General features: G+C 52.3%; 9 protein-coding genes, 14 tRNA genes and 3 rRNA genes. 24 read left to right on the top strand and 2 right to left on the bottom strand.

Features of this window, described 5'->3' with window-relative positions; genetic code table 11:
- Nucleotides 1-19: 19 nt before the first annotated feature.
- Nucleotides 20-847: an AraC family transcriptional regulator gene (locus tag MKY74_RS31090; RefSeq protein WP_076175699.1), complete on the top strand. Its 828-nt coding sequence runs from the start codon at nt 20-22 to the stop codon at nt 845-847.
- A gap of 45 nt (nt 848-892) precedes the next feature.
- Here the strand turns inward: MKY74_RS31090 and MKY74_RS31085 are convergent, their stop codons facing one another.
- Nucleotides 893-1,618: a response regulator gene (locus MKY74_RS31085; protein ID WP_373309611.1), complete on the bottom strand. Its 726-nt coding sequence runs from the start codon at nt 1,616-1,618 to the stop codon at nt 893-895.
- Nucleotides 1,587-3,233 carry an ATP-binding protein gene (locus MKY74_RS31080; RefSeq protein WP_076175701.1) on the bottom strand — a complete coding sequence of 549 codons (1,647 nt, stop codon included), beginning with the start codon at nt 3,231-3,233 and terminating at the stop codon, nt 1,587-1,589. The genes MKY74_RS31085 and MKY74_RS31080 overlap by 32 nt, the downstream gene beginning before the upstream one ends.
- Before the next feature lie 242 nt (nt 3,234-3,475).
- On the opposite strand from MKY74_RS31080, the gene MKY74_RS31075 reads away from it, so the two are divergent.
- From MKY74_RS31075 to MKY74_RS30965, 23 genes are all read left to right on the top strand, one after another.
- Entirely contained in the window at nt 3,476-4,510 is a 1,035-nt protein-coding gene (locus MKY74_RS31075; RefSeq protein WP_076175703.1) for a tripartite tricarboxylate transporter substrate binding protein, read from the top strand.
- Between the two features lie 82 nt (nt 4,511-4,592).
- Nucleotides 4,593-5,054 carry a tripartite tricarboxylate transporter TctB family protein gene (locus tag MKY74_RS31070; protein WP_076175706.1) on the top strand — a complete coding sequence of 154 codons (462 nt, stop codon included), beginning with the start codon at nt 4,593-4,595 and terminating at the stop codon, nt 5,052-5,054.
- A gap of 11 nt (nt 5,055-5,065) precedes the next feature.
- A complete protein-coding gene (locus tag MKY74_RS31065) occupies nt 5,066-6,592 on the top strand; it encodes a tripartite tricarboxylate transporter permease (protein ID WP_076175708.1) in 1,527 nt (508 codons plus the stop codon).
- Nucleotides 6,593-6,615: 23 nt separating this feature from the next.
- On the top strand, nt 6,616-7,317 hold the full coding sequence (locus MKY74_RS31060) for a TerC family protein (RefSeq protein ID WP_076175739.1): 702 nt from the start codon (nt 6,616-6,618) through the stop codon (nt 7,315-7,317).
- 17 nt (nt 7,318-7,334) lie between these two features.
- Entirely contained in the window at nt 7,335-7,574 is a 240-nt protein-coding gene (locus MKY74_RS31055) for an HPr family phosphocarrier protein (protein WP_076175710.1), read from the top strand.
- Between the two features lie 19 nt (nt 7,575-7,593).
- Nucleotides 7,594-9,012 carry an NAD-dependent malic enzyme gene (locus MKY74_RS31050; RefSeq protein ID WP_076175712.1) on the top strand — a complete coding sequence of 473 codons (1,419 nt, stop codon included), beginning with the start codon at nt 7,594-7,596 and terminating at the stop codon, nt 9,010-9,012.
- A gap of 524 nt (nt 9,013-9,536) precedes the next feature.
- Nucleotides 9,537-11,089, top strand: a 16S ribosomal RNA gene (locus MKY74_RS31045).
- 359 nt (nt 11,090-11,448) lie between these two features.
- Nucleotides 11,449-14,376: ribosomal RNA gene (locus MKY74_RS31040) — 23S ribosomal RNA — on the top strand.
- 218 nt (nt 14,377-14,594) lie between these two features.
- Nucleotides 14,595-14,711: ribosomal RNA gene (gene rrf, locus MKY74_RS31035) — 5S ribosomal RNA — on the top strand.
- The 16S, 23S and 5S rRNA genes sit together here with 14 tRNA genes alongside, the layout of an rRNA operon.
- Before the next feature lie 78 nt (nt 14,712-14,789).
- Nucleotides 14,790-14,865: transfer RNA gene (locus MKY74_RS31030), tRNA-Asn, on the top strand.
- Nucleotides 14,866-14,925: 60 nt separating this feature from the next.
- Nucleotides 14,926-14,997 (top strand) — tRNA-Glu (locus MKY74_RS31025).
- 163 nt (nt 14,998-15,160) lie between these two features.
- Nucleotides 15,161-15,236: transfer RNA gene (locus MKY74_RS31020), tRNA-Val, on the top strand.
- Between the two features lie 66 nt (nt 15,237-15,302).
- Nucleotides 15,303-15,376: transfer RNA gene (locus MKY74_RS31015), tRNA-Met, on the top strand.
- A gap of 33 nt (nt 15,377-15,409) precedes the next feature.
- Nucleotides 15,410-15,486: transfer RNA gene (locus MKY74_RS31010), tRNA-Asp, on the top strand.
- Nucleotides 15,487-15,684: 198 nt separating this feature from the next.
- Nucleotides 15,685-15,757 (top strand) — tRNA-Thr (locus MKY74_RS31005).
- Between the two features lie 8 nt (nt 15,758-15,765).
- A tRNA-His gene (locus MKY74_RS31000) sits at nt 15,766-15,841 on the top strand.
- A gap of 8 nt (nt 15,842-15,849) precedes the next feature.
- Nucleotides 15,850-15,924 (top strand) — tRNA-Gln (locus tag MKY74_RS30995).
- A gap of 4 nt (nt 15,925-15,928) precedes the next feature.
- Nucleotides 15,929-16,004, top strand: a tRNA-Lys gene (locus MKY74_RS30990).
- Nucleotides 16,005-16,022: 18 nt separating this feature from the next.
- Nucleotides 16,023-16,106: transfer RNA gene (locus MKY74_RS30985), tRNA-Leu, on the top strand.
- 11 nt (nt 16,107-16,117) lie between these two features.
- A tRNA-Gly gene (locus MKY74_RS30980) sits at nt 16,118-16,192 on the top strand.
- Between the two features lie 3 nt (nt 16,193-16,195).
- Nucleotides 16,196-16,272 (top strand) — tRNA-Arg (locus tag MKY74_RS30975).
- 23 nt (nt 16,273-16,295) lie between these two features.
- Nucleotides 16,296-16,369, top strand: a tRNA-Pro gene (locus MKY74_RS30970).
- Nucleotides 16,370-16,432: 63 nt separating this feature from the next.
- Nucleotides 16,433-16,506, top strand: a tRNA-Gly gene (locus MKY74_RS30965).
- Nucleotides 16,507-16,587: the final 81 nt, after the last annotated feature.

Below are 16,587 nucleotides of genomic sequence, written 5' to 3'. Positions count from 1 at the left end.
TATATAAGGAGGGTCATTTATGGCACAGGCCATGCAGCTCGGCGCACGGCTGCCGGAAGGGCTTCGGGTACATATCAGTCACGTACAGCTCAAAAGCGGCTTTCCCGACTGGAACCGGGCTGAAGTCGCCCCGAGCTTCCACCGGCTCTATTACATCACCGAAGGCGAAGGATCGGTCGTCATCAACGGCGTGACCTATTACCCCAAGCCGAACCAGCTGATGATCATGCCTGCGGGGACGAGCCAGACGACCTACACGTCCAAGGAGAATCCATACACGCGGTATTTCTGCCATTTTGACGCCCAGGTGGGGGAGTGGCCTTTGTTCCATGCAGACAGCAAGCTCTATATCAGCGATGTCGGCGACCCGGAGTTTATTCGAAGCACTTTTAACGAGATGATCGGCCAATTTCAGGCGGGAGGTCCTTTCGCGGCCCTGCGCATGCAGGCGGGTCTGCTGTACATGCTGGCCTGCTGCCTGGAAGAGGGGGGATACACCGACTATTGGATCGATTTCATGCACCATACGGAAGGGAACAAGCTGGGCGGCGTGCTGCAGTACATTCATGACCATCTTCGTGAACAGATGGAGATCGAAAAGCTGGCCGAGATCGTCCATCTGCATCCGAACTACTTTATCCCTTATTTTAAAAAAGCGATGGGCTGCACACCGATGCATTACGTCCAGCGCAAGCGTATGGAGGAAGCCAGACGCCTGCTTTCATTTACGAACGCGCCCGTAGCGGACATTGCGGATCAGCTCGGAATGCAGCTGTCGCACTTTTCCCGGCAGTTCAAGGGGCATACCGGCATGTCGCCGACGGAGTATCGGGCGTGCACGCGGTAAGAATTATCCGATAGCAAGGAAAACCCGCCTGCGCCTGCAGACGGGTTATTTTTTGCTCCGGTATACGCGCTCCGGCCGTCCTACGACCCCATAGGACAGGTCGGCATAGACAATGCCGAACCCGACGAGATGCTCCAGATACCTCCGGCTGGTCGAGCGGCTGATGCCGATCCGTTTGGCCACTTGGTGGGCGGTTAGCCCGTCGTTCACCGTCGAAATGGTTTGAACGACCTTTTCAAGCGTCAATTTATCGATGCCTTTGGGCAGGAAAACGTCGGCCGTATTCACAGGAAGCGGCTCCGCTTTTACGGGACCTGCCAGCAGGCGGTCCACGTCGCTCTGGCCAATGCTCCCAGCCGTATCCAGCCGGGATAACTCCCGTTGAAATGCCGCATAATGCAGCAGCGTTTCCTTCAGCCTGTCGAAGATGAGCGGCTTCATGAGGTAATCGAACGCCCCGCTGCGGATGGCTTCCCGGATCGGTTCGATTTCCCGGGCGGCGGTAATCATGATGACATCCGTGCTGCGGTAATGCTGGCGGATGAACAGCAGCAGATCCAGGCCATTGGCTTGAGGCAGGTAGATATCCAGAAGCACCAATTGGGGCTCCAGGATTTCCAGCTGCGATTTCGCCTGCATTTCATCCGTGGCGATGCCGACGACTTTAAATCCCGGCACTTGTTCTACGAATCGCCTGTTTATCTCTGCGATTTTGGTGTCATCCTCTACGATTAACACCTCAATCATTGGATTTACTTCGGACATTTCCATGAGGATGCTCCTTTCTGAATAGACCGGGTTGTTTGGGGATCGCCACCGTAAAGACCGTACCGCCGCCCGCCGTATTCCGATGGAACGTAATGTAACCGCTTAACTTATGGACCGCATGAACGACAAGGGCAAGCCCGATCCCGCGGTGTTCCCCCGGTTTGGTAGAGAAGCCCTTTTCATAGATCGTATCTCCGATGTCTTCCGGAATGCCGATTCCGTTATCCTCGCATTCGATGATCAGGTCCTCACCCAAATCGGTCAGGAACAGCGTGACTTCGCCTTTGGATTCGGAGAAGGTTTGCCGCGCAAGAACGGCTTCCATCGCGTTGTCGATCAAATTTCCGATAATGGTCACGAGCAGGCTGCGGTCCATATGGTCCGGGATGTCAGCGAACGTGCTCTCTGGATCGATCTCAAAGGAAAGCTTCAGCTCTTGGGCGTGATTGTACTTGCCGATCAGCAGCCCGCCGATGACCGGGTCCGGGATTTCCCTCATCACAAACTGAATCAAATGCTGATGGACGTTCACTTCGCGGTTGATCAGGTCTACCGCTTCCTGGTAAGACTCCAGCTGGATCAGGCCGGATATGACATAGAGCTTGTTGGAGTATTCGTGCGTCTGCGCCCGGAGCGACTCCGCAAAACGCTTGACCTGGGACAACTCTTCGGCCAGCCGATATAATTCCGGCTTGCTGCGGAAGCTGGAGACCGCTCCGGTTAATTGATTGTTCATATCCATGATAGGAAGCCTGTTCACGATCACTTCATGGTCGCCGATCAGCATCTCCCGGTCGAACTCGGCTTCGCCGCTCCGGACTACCTCGAGCAGCCGCGTGTTCGGAAGGACATCCTCAATATGTTTTCCCATGATCGCTTCATTCTCCGACAGATTCATCAGCTGAAGAGCGAAACGGTTAGCCATCGTAATGAAACCATCCCGGTTAATGGCGATAATTCCTTCGCGGATCGATTCGAGGACTGCCTTTTTCTCTGTATACAGCGCCCCGATTTCCTTGGGCTCAAGTCCATGGATGGAACGCCTGACGCTGCGTGCGATCAGTACGGCTCCGCTTGCCCCGACAGCCAGGCCGATCAAGGAGACCAGCAATATTTCATTTTGGTATACATCGTTTATCCGGTCAATGTTGTCGGTCAGAAAACCGACAGACACGATGCCGATCACCGTCCCGTCATCCGCAATAACAGGAGCCTTCCCGCGAACGGAAGGCCCCATGGAACCGGTAGCCTTGGACACGATCGAATGCCCCGCAAGTACCGGACCGTTGTCGCCGCCGACCATCGATTTGCCGATCCGGTCCGGCAGGGGATGCGAATACCGGATGCCTTCGCGGTTCCCTACAACGATATACTGGGCGCCGGTTTTGATCCGGACGCTTTCCGAAATAGGCTGGATTGCGGCCGAAGGATCCGGCTCAGTAAAGGCTTTTCTAATCTCCGGTATGATCGCTAGAGTTTCAGCTACTTTTAAGGCGCGCTGACCGATCTGATCCTCAAAAATGTTTGTGATCACGACATAAAAAATACCGCTCAAGCTGAGGATGATAAAGGCAATCAGGGAACAGATGATCCAAATCAGTTTTGTCTGCAGCCGCATGTTGTACCGTGCGCCCCTCCGTTTTTTGCTCTTATTGTAGCATATAGGCCTTGAAAGGGCTTTCATTTTATCGTGAACAAAATGAACAAAATGCCCATAATCGTGTTTTTAGATCTTATGTGCTTAACATTTGCTAAAGCTGCCGCGGGTGATATGCTGGGAACCACAAAAAGAAAGCGCATACATTGCGATGACACCAAGTTGATAAGGCTTTAGATGAACTTTTCGAAAGGGGTATCCAGATGAATAAAAAAATGATGAGCAAAACCTGGAAAGTAATACCTGCGGCCATTCTGGCGCTTAGTTTGGCGGCTTGTGCCAACGGGGGAGCAGCAAAAGAGGGGACTTCGGCCAAAAAATCCAATTATCCCGACAAAGCGTTAACGCTCGTGGCCCCATCGGGTGCGGGCGGGGGATGGGATATGACGGCCCGTACCATTGCGAAAGTATTGACCGAGACAAAGGCTGTCAGCAAAGCGATTACGGTTGAAAATAAACCGGGCGGAGGCGGCGCCGTGTTTATGGCCGAGTATGCGACCAAGGACAAGAAGGATAACTACAAATTGTTTGTCAACTCTCCGCCGATCCTGATCAACAATTTGAAAAAGGAGGGCAATTCGCCATATGGATATCAGGATACGACGCCGCTGGCTCAGCTGACGAAGGACTATGGCGCCATTGCCGTAGCGGCTGACTCGAAATACAACGATCTGAAGTCGCTGCTCGATGACTTGAAAGCCGATCCGACCAAGTTCACGATCGCGGGCGGATCGGCTCCCGGCTCTATGGATCATCTCGTATCCATTCTGCCGGCGTTCAAGTACGGGATCGACCCTAAGAGCGTCAAGTACGTTTCTTACGACGGGGGCGGCGAAGCCATTACCGCACTGCTTGGCGGCAACGCCGATGTACTGGGTACGGATGCCTCGTCGCTTGACCAGTATTTAAAGGCCGGAAAAATCAAAGTGCTTGGCGTGGCCGCGCCTGAACGTTTGGGAGGAAGCTTGAAAGACGTGCCGACGATGAAGGAGCAGGGAATTGACGCGGAATTCCTCATTTGGCGGGGGATATTCGGACCTAAGGAAATGAGCGCTGAAGCGAAGAGCTATTGGGATCAGGCCATCAAAAAAATGACCGAGACGAAAGAGTGGGCGGCCGAGATGACGGCGAACAACTGGGAAAGCGATTATAAGAACAGCGACGATTTTAAGGCTTTTCTGGCTCAACAAAATGATCAGCTGAAAGAAATGCTGACGGCACTCGGCATGCAGAAGTAACGGCTTAGGCCATGCAGGGACAGGGAAAGGGATGGGGACGGGGACTTCCCTTTTCCCTGTCTGAAGAGGAGGCGTGAAGACTATGAATCATTCATTTGACCGCTATGCCGGCATCGTATTTTGTGCGGTCGGCATCGCTTTTGTCATCGGAAGCACCAGCATATCGACAAGCGCCTATGGCAGCAACGTCGGCGCGAACATCTTTCCGTTGTTTCTCGGCGCATTTCTTTCGCTGATGAGCATCAGGCTGATATATGAAACCTTCCGCAGGCAGCAGAAGCAGCAAAATCGGGAAAAGCTCGATTACAAGCGTTTCGGTATTATTTTTACGGCCGCCGTGCTGTACGCCCTTTTCCTGGAGGATATCGGATTCGTTATTTCAACGTTCCTGTTCCTGATGATCGGCTTTCAAACGATGCAGCGGGGCCGGATCTGGATATCGGTCGTGATCTCCGCCTGTTTTTCTTACGGTGTGTATTATCTGTATGTCAACGTGCTGGATGGTACCCTGCCCGGTTTTCCATCTTGGTTAGTCTTATTCTAGGGGGTTAAACAATGAGCACAGTTGAATATTTGCTGCATGGACTTGGGACGGCAATGCAGTGGCATAATCTGGTCTTTGTGTTTTTTGGCGTCTTGATCGGCACCGTCGTTGGCGTGCTGCCAGGCATCGGTCCGATGAGCGGCGTGGCGCTGCTGATTCCTATTACCGCAACCATGACATCAGGCCTGAGTCCGGAAGAAGCGGCTACAAGTTCCATTATTCTGCTGGCTGGCGTATATTACGGCGCCATGTACGGCGGCTCCACGACTTCCATTCTGCTCAATACGCCGGGCGAGTCCTCGTCTGTCGTCACGACTCTAGACGGATATCAAATGGCGAAGCAGGGACGGGCGGGTGCAGCGCTCGCGATATCGGCCATCGGTTCGTTTGCCGCAGGCATTATCTCTTTGGTTGGACTCATCTTCCTGGCCCGCCCATTATCGGCTGTTGCTATCAAATTTGGTCCCGCCGAATACTTTTCGCTGATGGTGCTTGGACTCCTTGCGATCAGCGGCCTGGCCGGCAAATCGATGGTCAAGGCGCTGATGATGACGGCACTCGGCCTGCTTCTGGCGACGATCGGGATCGACAGCGTATCTGGCGTAGAACGGTTTACCTTCGGGATTCCGGAGCTTTATCAGGGGCTGGAATTTTTGACGATCGCAGTCGGTATGTTCGCGGTAGGTGAAGTGTTCAAAACCATTTTGGAACGGGACCATAACGACGGGGAAATCGCAAAAATCAGCCGCATTCTGCCAACGAAGCAGGATATGAAGGATAGCGCCGCACCGATCGCGCGCGGTTCAATTCTTGGCTTCTTTATCGGTCTGCTGCCAGGAGCAGGAGCCATTCTCGCGTCCTTTTTTGCATATATTGTAGAAAAAAAGATCAGCAAGCATCCCGAGAAATTCGGGAAAGGCGCCATCGAAGGCGTAGCGTCGCCCGAATCGGCAAATAATGCGGCTTCCGGCGGGGCCATGATTCCACTGCTCAGTCTGGGGATTCCGTCTTCCGGTACGACGGCCATCTTGATGGGTGCCTTCATTATGTACAATGTGCAGCCGGGCCCATTGCTGTTTCAGGATCATCCCCAGCTGGCCTGGGGCGTTATAGCCAGCATGTTTGTCGGCAACCTGATGCTGCTGATTCTCAACATGCCGCTCGTCAAGCTGTTCGCCAAGGTGATCGAGACGCCTGCCAAGTACTTGATCCCTTTAATTATTGTCTTTTCGGTCTTCGGAGTGTACGCCGTTCAGTATTCAACGTTCGATCTTCTCTTAATTATGGGCTGCGGCGTGGTCGGTTATGTATTATCCAAAAACGACTTTCCGCTCGCTCCCCTCGTTCTGGGACTTATCCTTGGACCCATGATGGAAAATAACATGAGGCGCGCACTGACGATTTCCAACGGTGATTTTATGATCTTCCTCCAGAAGCCGGTCTCCCTTGTGTTTCTGATCATTGGACTGCTGTGGATTACGATTCCGTTAATCCTGAAGCTGAAAGGCAGGAGAGTTCTTGTTAATGAGGAAGGCTAGGAAAGGAAACGGCACTTATGGATATGGAGTGGTTACTTCTAGGTCTATTAAAAATTATCGTCATTAATATTGTGCTGAGCGGCGATAACGCTGTCGTTATCGCTCTCGCCTGCAAAAACCTGCCGCCCGAACAGAGGAAGAAGGCGGTCTTCTTCGGCAGCTTCGGAGCGATCGTGCTTCGCTTCGTACTTACCATTGCAGCCGTTTGGCTGCTGCAGATACCTTTTGTTCAATTGGCAGGAGGCATCCTGCTGCTCTGGATTGCGCTTAAACTCATGCAGGGTGAAGCCGAAGGGGGGAAGCTTGAAGCAAGCACCCGCCTGGCAAAAGCCATTAAAACGATTATGATCGCTGATTTGGTGATGAGCCTTGATAATGTGGTGGCCGTGGCTGGAGCGGCGTCAGGAAATTATCTCTTAATTGCCCTTGGACTTGCCGTCAGCATTCCGTTGATTATTTGGGGCAGCAGACTGCTGATGACTCTAATGGGCCGTTTTCCGGTTATTGTTATTGTTGGCGTTGCTCTTCTCGGGTACACATCGGGTGAAATGATTCTAAAAGAGAAGAGGCTGGCCAATATCACGGATGCCTTGCCTAATACGCTTCACACGGTTATTCCACTGGTGCTCGCTATTGGCATTGTCCTGGGAGGCAGACTGCTGCAGCACTACCGTCAAATGCATGAATCCCGGACCGATGCAGGTGCAAGTACCCCACAAAGATAAAGAACGGAGGTAAACACATGAGTGGTTTGGAGACCAAGGCGATTGTGGATATTAATCAGACGGCTAACCGGTTTACATCCAGTATCGTGCTTAAGGCCGGTGGCCGGGCGATCGATGCCAAGAGCATCCTCGGTTTGAGCTTTTCGCTGTTGAGCCGGGAGCAGTATCAGCTTGAAATTTACGGTCCTGACGAAGCGGCGGCCACAACAGCGATGAAAGAGGCGTTTGTCAGGCACGGCCTTAGGGTTGAAATTTGACGGAGGAGAGTGGATGAACATGGCTGTGCCTAAATCAGGGAGCACGAATATCATCGTCCGGGTGGAAATGGACAAGGCCTCTGCAGCGTTTGGAAGAATTGCCATGGCCATCGGGGATTCAGGAGGAGATATTGTAGCTATTGATGTCAGCGGTACCGGTAAAGTAACGACGATCCGGGACCTGACAGTTAACATTACGGACACGGGGGCGAAGGATTTAATTGTCCAGGTGCTGAATAAGCTGCCCGGCGTTAAGGTTTTGCAGGTTTCCGACCAGACCTTCCTGATGCATTTGGGAGGCAAAATCGAAGTGACGCCGAAAATGGCCATCAAATCCCGGGATGATCTGTCCCGTGTCTATACACCCGGCGTTGCCAGCGTATGTATGGCGATTCATGAGGACCCGTCCCGTGCCCATACCCTTACCATCAAACGCAACACGGTTGCGGTGGTGTCGGACGGGAGCGCCGTGCTTGGACTCGGGAATATCGGCCCACTCGCCGCCATGCCCGTGATGGAGGGAAAAGCGATGCTGTTCAAGCAGCTCGCGGGCGTGGATGCCTTTCCCATCTGTCTGGACTCGCAGGATACGGAGGAAATCATCGCGACGATCAAACGGATTGCTCCCGCGTTTGGAGGCATTAATTTGGAGGACATTTCGTCTCCGCGCTGCTTTGAAATCGAGAGGCGGCTGATCGAGGAACTGGACATCCCCGTGTTTCACGATGACCAGCATGGGACGGCTGTCGTGCTGCTGGCGGGCCTTTATAATGCAGTGAAATTGGTCGGAAAGAGACTTGAGGATTGCAAAATCGTCCTTTGCGGAATCGGCGCTGCCGGCATCGCTTGTACCAAGATCCTCCAAGCCGCCGGCGTTACGCGGATCGTGGGGGTGGATCGGGAGGGTGCCATCGTTCGCGGGAACGATTATACACATGACGCCTGGCGATGGTACGCCGAGCATACGAATCCGGACAAAGAGTCGGGAACCTTATCGGACGTGATTGTGGATGCTGACATTTTTATCGGTGTGTCGGGTCCCGGGGTTTTAAGTCGTGGGGATATCGGCAAAATGGCTCCCGATCCGATCGTCTTCGCGATGGCAAACCCAACCCCGGAGATTGCGCCGGAGGAAGCCGAAGGGATCGTCCGGGTGATTGCTACCGGAAGATCAGATTACCCGAACCAAATAAACAACGTCCTTTGTTTCCCGGGATTGTTTCGCGGCGTGCTCGATTGCCGGGCTTCCAGGGTGACGGAGGAGATGAAGATTGCTGCCGCTAAGGCCATTGCTTCCGTTGTGGGGGAGGATGAACTGAACGAGCAATATATTATCCCTAGTGTCTTTAACCCCCATGTAGCAGAAAAGGTAAAAGAAGCCGTGGTTCAGGCAGCCTATGCTTCAGGTGTAGCTAGAAGAAGGGAGCGCGGTTTCTAAGCGATCTTCGATTCGAGCTTATATGTATTGCGCAGCCGCGAGCGATCGCGGCTGATTGTATAGTAGGGTACATGATGGAGTCGAAATTCCCAAAGAACGAATTCCTAACTTCATATATTATTTAGCTGGCTTGGAGGGGGACAGCAGAACATTTTAGTTACAAACTCAATTTGAGTTCCATGTTATAAGGTGACCGCAAATGGAATATTTTTCAACTTGTTAAAAAAGTACTGACGTGGTACATTATAAATCCGGCCGCTGATAAGGCACCGGCAAGCAAAAAGGAAAATTAAAAAAAAGCTTGCAATTAAGAAATGAACATGATATATTATAAGAGTTGCTGCTGAAACGCTAAGCGGTAACGAAACGAAGTTTGATCTTTGAAAACTGAACAACGAGTGAGTATAAACGCGACGGTCTTATGACCGGAGCGATTGAGATTAAATCAATCTCGTCAGATTCAAAATGAGCTACAAACTTTCGTTGGAAAGCTACTCCCTTCGGGTGAGCAGATTCTTCCAACTTTCTTGGAGAGTTTGATCCTGGCTCAGGACGAACGCTGGCGGCGTGCCTAATACATGCAAGTCGAGCGGACTTGATGGAGAGCTTGCTCTCCTGATGGTTAGCGGCGGACGGGTGAGTAACACGTAGGCAACCTGCCTGCAAGACCGGGATAACCCACGGAAACGTGAGCTAATACCGGATATCTCATTTCCTCTCCTGAGGGGATGATGAAAGACGGAGCAATCTGTCACTTGCGGATGGGCCTGCGGCGCATTAGCTAGTTGGTGAGGTAACGGCTCACCAAGGCGACGATGCGTAGCCGACCTGAGAGGGTGAACGGCCACACTGGGACTGAGACACGGCCCAGACTCCTACGGGAGGCAGCAGTAGGGAATCTTCCGCAATGGGCGAAAGCCTGACGGAGCAACGCCGCGTGAGTGATGAAGGTTTTCGGATCGTAAAGCTCTGTTGCCAGGGAAGAACGTCCGATAGAGTAACTGCTATCGGAGTGACGGTACCTGAGAAGAAAGCCCCGGCTAACTACGTGCCAGCAGCCGCGGTAATACGTAGGGGGCAAGCGTTGTCCGGAATTATTGGGCGTAAAGCGCGCGCAGGCGGTCATTTAAGTCTGGTGTTTAAGGCCAAGGCTCAACCTTGGTTCGCACTGGAAACTGGGTGACTTGAGTGCAGAAGAGGAGAGTGGAATTCCACGTGTAGCGGTGAAATGCGTAGATATGTGGAGGAACACCAGTGGCGAAGGCGACTCTCTGGGCTGTAACTGACGCTGAGGCGCGAAAGCGTGGGGAGCAAACAGGATTAGATACCCTGGTAGTCCACGCCGTAAACGATGAATGCTAGGTGTTAGGGGTTTCGATACCCTTGGTGCCGAAGTTAACACATTAAGCATTCCGCCTGGGGAGTACGGTCGCAAGACTGAAACTCAAAGGAATTGACGGGGACCCGCACAAGCAGTGGAGTATGTGGTTTAATTCGAAGCAACGCGAAGAACCTTACCAGGTCTTGACATCCCTCTGACCGGTCTAGAGATAGACCTTTCCTTCGGGACAGAGGAGACAGGTGGTGCATGGTTGTCGTCAGCTCGTGTCGTGAGATGTTGGGTTAAGTCCCGCAACGAGCGCAACCCTTGATTTTAGTTGCCAGCACTTCGGGTGGGCACTCTAGAATGACTGCCGGTGACAAACCGGAGGAAGGCGGGGATGACGTCAAATCATCATGCCCCTTATGACCTGGGCTACACACGTACTACAATGGCCAGTACAACGGGAAGCGAAGCCGCGAGGTGGAGCCAATCCTATCAAAGCTGGTCTCAGTTCGGATTGCAGGCTGCAACTCGCCTGCATGAAGTCGGAATTGCTAGTAATCGCGGATCAGCATGCCGCGGTGAATACGTTCCCGGGTCTTGTACACACCGCCCGTCACACCACGAGAGTTTACAACACCCGAAGTCGGTGAGGTAACCGCAAGGAGCCAGCCGCCGAAGGTGGGGTAGATGATTGGGGTGAAGTCGTAACAAGGTAGCCGTATCGGAAGGTGCGGCTGGATCACCTCCTTTCTATGGAGAATCGCTTCCTGCAACGGAAGCATTCAAATACAAATCTAGCCAGGTCGGCTAGTTACTCACTCGTTGGTCAGTTTTGAGAGTTCAAACTCTCACATACGATTTCCAGAACTTGCTTGTAGCTAAGCAATTCGGGATTTGGTATGATATGAGTCCGGTCGCAAGACTGGATGATTTGATCCTTGAAAACTAGATAACGAAACGAATCTGCGTTTTAGAAATATCCTTTTAGCTGAACTTGTGTCACAACAAGTTAAGTTTTAAGTAGCAGACGAGTGTTTTGAACGATGAGAGCCTTTGGCTTTGCGCTTGCGCAAAACAAGAAAACGAATCGAGCAAAACAGGAGTCAAATGGTTAAGCTACTAAGAGCACACGGAGGATGCCTAGGCGCTAGGAGCCGATGAAGGACGTGGCGAACAACGATACTGCCTCGGGGAGCTGTAAGCAAGCTTTGATCCGGGGATGTCCGAATGGGGAAACCCGGCTGATGTAATAGTCAGTCACTCATAACTGAATACATAGGTTATGGTGAGGCATACCAGGGGAACTGAAACATCTAAGTACCCTGAGGAAGAGAAAACAAGAGTGATTCCGTCAGTAGCGGCGAGCGAACGCGGAACAGCCTAAACCGGTCAGCTTGCTGGCCGGGGTTGTGGGACGTCTCACATGGAGTTACAAAGGAATTGGTTAGGCGAAGAGGTCTGGAAAGGCCCGGCATAGAAGGTAAAAGCCCTGTAGCCGAAAGTCAGTTCCCTCCGAGACGGATCCCGAGTAGTGCGGGGCACGTGAAACCCCGTATGAATCTGGCAGGACCATCTGCTAAGGCTAAATACTCCCTAGCGACCGATAGTGAAACAGTACCGTGAGGGAAAGGTGAAAAGCACCCCGGAAGGGGAGTGAAATAGAACCTGAAACCGTGTGCTTACAAGAAGTCAGAGCCCTGTTTATGGGTGATGGCGTGCCTTTTGTAGAATGAACCGGCGAGTTACGTTCCCGTGCAAGGTTAAGGTGAGAAGCCGGAGCCGCAGCGAAAGCGAGTCTGAATAGGGCGATTAAGTACGTGGACGTAGACCCGAAACCGTGTGATCTACCCCTGTCCAGGGTGAAGGTGCGGTAACACGCACTGGAGGCCCGAACCCACGAATGTTGAAAAATTCGGGGATGAGGTGGGGGTAGCGGAGAAATTCCAATCGAACTCGGAGATAGCTGGTTCTCCCCGAAATAGCTTTAGGGCTAGCCTCGGTGAATAGAGTCGTGGAGGTAGAGCACTGATTGGGTGCGGGGCCCGCAAGGGTTACCAAGCTCAGTCAAACTCCGAATGCCATTGACTTGTAACCGGGAGTCAGACAGTGAGTGCTAAGATCCATTGTCAAAAGGGAAACAGCCCAGACCATCAGCTAAGGTCCCCAAGTGTGTGTTAAGTGGGAAAGGATGTGGAGTTGCACAGACAACCAGGATGTTGGCTTAGAAGCAGCCACCATTGAAAGAGTGCGTAATAGCTCACTGGTCGAGTGACTCTGCGCCGAAAATGTAACGGGGCTAAACACACCACCGAAGCTATGGCTTGATGCTTGCATCAGGGGTAGGGGAGCGTTGTATACAGCGTTGAAGGTATACCGTAAGGAGTGCTGGAGCGTATACAAGTGAGAATGCCGGTATGAGTAACGAAAAGATCAGTGAGAATCTGATCCGCCGAAAGCCCAAGGTTTCCTGAGGAAGGCTCGTCCGCTCAGGGTAAGTCGGGACCTAAGGTGAGGCCGACAGGCGTAATCGAAGGACAACAGGTTGAAATTCCTGTACCACCGTAAACCGTTATGAGTGATGGGGTGACGCAGGAGGGTAGTGACGCGAGCTGATGGATGCTCGTCCAAGCAGTGAGGCTGGTGTGTAGGCAAATCCGCACACTTTAAGGCTGGGCTGTGACGGGGAGGGAAAATTATAGTACCGAAGGTCATGATCTCACACTGCCAAGAAAAGCCTCTAACCAGGTGAAGGTGCCCGTACCGCAAACCGACACAGGTAGGCGAGAAGAGAATTCTAAGGCGCGCGGAAGAACTCTCGTTAAGGAACTCGGCAAAATGACCCCGTAACTTCGGGAGAAGGGGTGCCCCGGTAGTGTGAATAGCACGAGGGGGCCGCAGTGAAAAGGCCCAAGCGACTGTTTAGCAAAAACACAGGTCTGTGCGAAGCCGCAAGGCGAAGTATACGGGCTGACGCCTGCCCGGTGCTGGAAGGTTAAGGGGAGCGGTTAGGGGTTTACCCCGAAGCTGTGAACCGAAGCCCCAGTAAACGGCGGCCGTAACTATAACGGTCCTAAGGTAGCGAAATTCCTTGTCAGGTAAATTCTGACCCGCACGAATGGCGTAACGACTTGGGCGCTGTCTCAACGAGAGATCCGGTGAAATTTTAATACCTGTGAAGATGCAGGTTACCCGCGACAAGACGGAAAGACCCCATGGAGCTTTACTGCAGCTTGATATTGGATTTGGGTACGATCTGTACAGGATAGGTGGGAGCCTTTGAAACCTGAGCGCCAGCTTGGGTGGAGGCGCCGTTGGGATACCACCCTGATCGTATCTAGGTTCTAACCTGGTACCGTGATCCGGTATGGGGACAGTGTCAGGTGGGCAGTTTGACTGGGGCGGTCGCCTCCTAAAGAGTAACGGAGGCGCCCCAAGGTTCCCTCAGAATGGTTGGAAATCATTCGAAGAGTGCAAAGGCAGAAGGGAGCTTGACTGCGAGACCTACAAGTCGAGCAGGGACGAAAGTCGGGCTTAGTGATCCGGTGGTACCGCATGGAAGGGCCATCGCTCAACGGATAAAAGCTACCCTGGGGATAACAGGCTTATCTCCCCCAAGAGTCCACATCGACGGGGAGGTTTGGCACCTCGATGTCGGCTCATCGCATCCTGGGGCTGAAGTAGGTCCCAAGGGTTGGGCTGTTCGCCCATTAAAGCGGTACGCGAGCTGGGTTCAGAACGTCGTGAGACAGTTCGGTCCCTATCTGTCGTGGGCGTAGGAAATTTGAGAGGAGCTGTCCTTAGTACGAGAGGACCGGGATGGACGTACCGCTGGTGCACCAGTTGTTCCGCCAGGAGCATGGCTGGGTAGCTACGTACGGACGGGATAAGCGCTGAAAGCATCTAAGCGTGAAGCCCCCCTCAAGATGAGATTTCCCAGTATGTAAGACCCCTTGTAGACGACGAGGTAGATAGGTTGGAGGTGGAAGTGCAGCAATGCATGGAGCTGACCAATACTAATCGGTCGAGGGCTTATCCAAAAAAATACCCACCAAAGTGAAGAACAGCGTTGAAGCTGATTCGGAGTACTTTGGCGGGGACCCGATAATTCTTAAAGCGCAGATTCGTTTCGTATCTAGTTTTCAGGGAGTCAAAATTGCTGATTTCACTCCAAGCGGGTGAGAGAAGCGTGCCTGACTTTCAGCATTTGGCGATGCTGAAACCTGAATTATGCATTTGGTGATTAACCAATGCTCCGTTTGGTGGCGATAGCGGAGGGGTTCCACGCGTACCCATCCCGAACACGACCGTTAAGCCCTCCAGCGCCGATGGTACTTGGACCGAAGGGTCCTGGGAGAGTAGGACGTTGCCAAGCGGAAAACCACTTTTGTGGTATTTTTTTTGGCCTTGATGGTCACCTACATATGACAAAACTGGTTGGTTGTAACAACGTTCCCTGATAGCTCAGTTGGTAGAGCACTCGACTGTTAATCGAGTTGTCACAGGTTCGAGTCCTGTTCGGGGAGCCACTTTTAAAAAACGTCTAAGGATGTTTTGTTGCAGAAAACAGAATTAGACTTTATATATATGGCCCGTTGGTCAAGGGGTTAAGACACCTCCCTTTCACGGAGGTAACATGGGTTCGAATCCCATACGGGTCACTTTCTTATTAACATCAGGGATGAGAATCCCAAAAAGGGTTCGTCGGAGCGTGACTTCGGTAGCATCTGCATCGCAGTCTCGAACGAAGTGAGAGTATCCCATACGGGTCACTTTCTTATTAGCATCAGGGATGAGAATCCCCTATAAGTTTCAAAAGATTATGGAGGCTTAGCTCAGCTGGGAGAGCATCTGCCTTACAAGCAGAGGGTCGGGGGTTCGATCCCCTCAGCCTCCACCACTATACCTCAAAAAGTTTATACCGAATTACTTTTCGAGGGCCCAATATCAAATTACTTTTTAATGACGCGGGGTGGAGCAGTCCGGTAGCTCGTCGGGCTCATAACCCGAAGGTCGCAGGTTCAAATCCTGCCCCCGCAATTATCTCCTTAAGTTGGAGATCCCAAAGGCCGTGGAACCGTGGTGTAGAGGCCTAACATGCCTGCCTGTCACGCAGGAGATCGCGGGTTCGAATCCCGTCGGTTCCGCCATTTTAAATTGCTTCAGGGATGAGAATCCGGATACGGGTTCGTCGAAGCATCTGTTTCGTTAGCGCTGCATCGCAGTCTCGAACGAAGAGAGAGTATCCCGTCGGTTCCGTCATTTTAAATTGCTTCAGACGGAATCCAAATGGTTATTTGCTTTCGCGATAGATGGTTATCGCTTTGAAATTATTCAAATATTTATGCGCCGGTGTAGCTCAATTGGTAGAGCAACTGACTTGTAATCAGTAGGTTGGGGGTTCAAGTCCTCTCGCCGGCATGTTTATGGCGGTCGTGGCGAAGGGGTTAACGCACCGGATTGTGGCTCCGGCATTCGTGGGTTCAAGTCCCATCGATCGCCCCATTAATTGTTGGGGATTAGCCAAGCGGTAAGGCAACGGACTTTGACTCCGTCATGCATAGGTTCGAATCCTATATCCCCAGCCAGTGAGAGCCATTAGCTCAGTTGGTAGAGCACCTGACTTTTAATCAGGGTGTCGAAGGTTCGAGTCCTTCATGGCTCACCAGTTTTATTTACAGGTTTTGCGCGTGTGGCGGAATTGGCAGACGCACTAGACTTAGGATCTAGCGTCTTTGACGTGGGGGTTCAAGTCCCTCCACGCGCACCACTTTGTTTGATGCGGACGTGGCTCAGCGGTAGAGCATCGCCTTGCCAAGGCGAGGGTCGCGGGTTCGATTCCCGTCGTCCGCTCCAAATGCGCCCTTAGCTCAGCTGGATAGAGCGTTTGACTACGAATCAAAAGGTCAGGAGTTCGAATCTCTTAGGGCGCGCCATTTAACTGTTTTACAATAGATATCGGGATGTAGCTCAGCTTGGTAGAGCACCTGGTTTGGGACCAGGGGGTCGCATGTTCGAATCGTGTCATCCCGATACGCATGCACGGCTTCGTGTAAGTCTTGATCTTTCTGCGCTCAAGGCTTGCACGGAGAATCTGCGGGTGTAGTTCAATGGTAGAACTTCAGCCTTCCAAGCTGATAGCGTGGGTTCGATTCCCATCACCCGCTCCATACATAAAACATAACGCCGAAAGGCGTTTTTTGTTTAGAGCGGTAGTCTGATTTAAGCGGTTATAACTAATCCGAAGATTT

The organism is Paenibacillus sp. FSL R5-0378 (genome assembly GCF_038009285.1).
Lineage (GTDB): Bacteria > Bacillota > Bacilli > Paenibacillales > Paenibacillaceae > Paenibacillus_AQ > Paenibacillus_AQ favisporus.
This window is presented reverse-complemented; position numbering and strand designations above follow the sequence as displayed.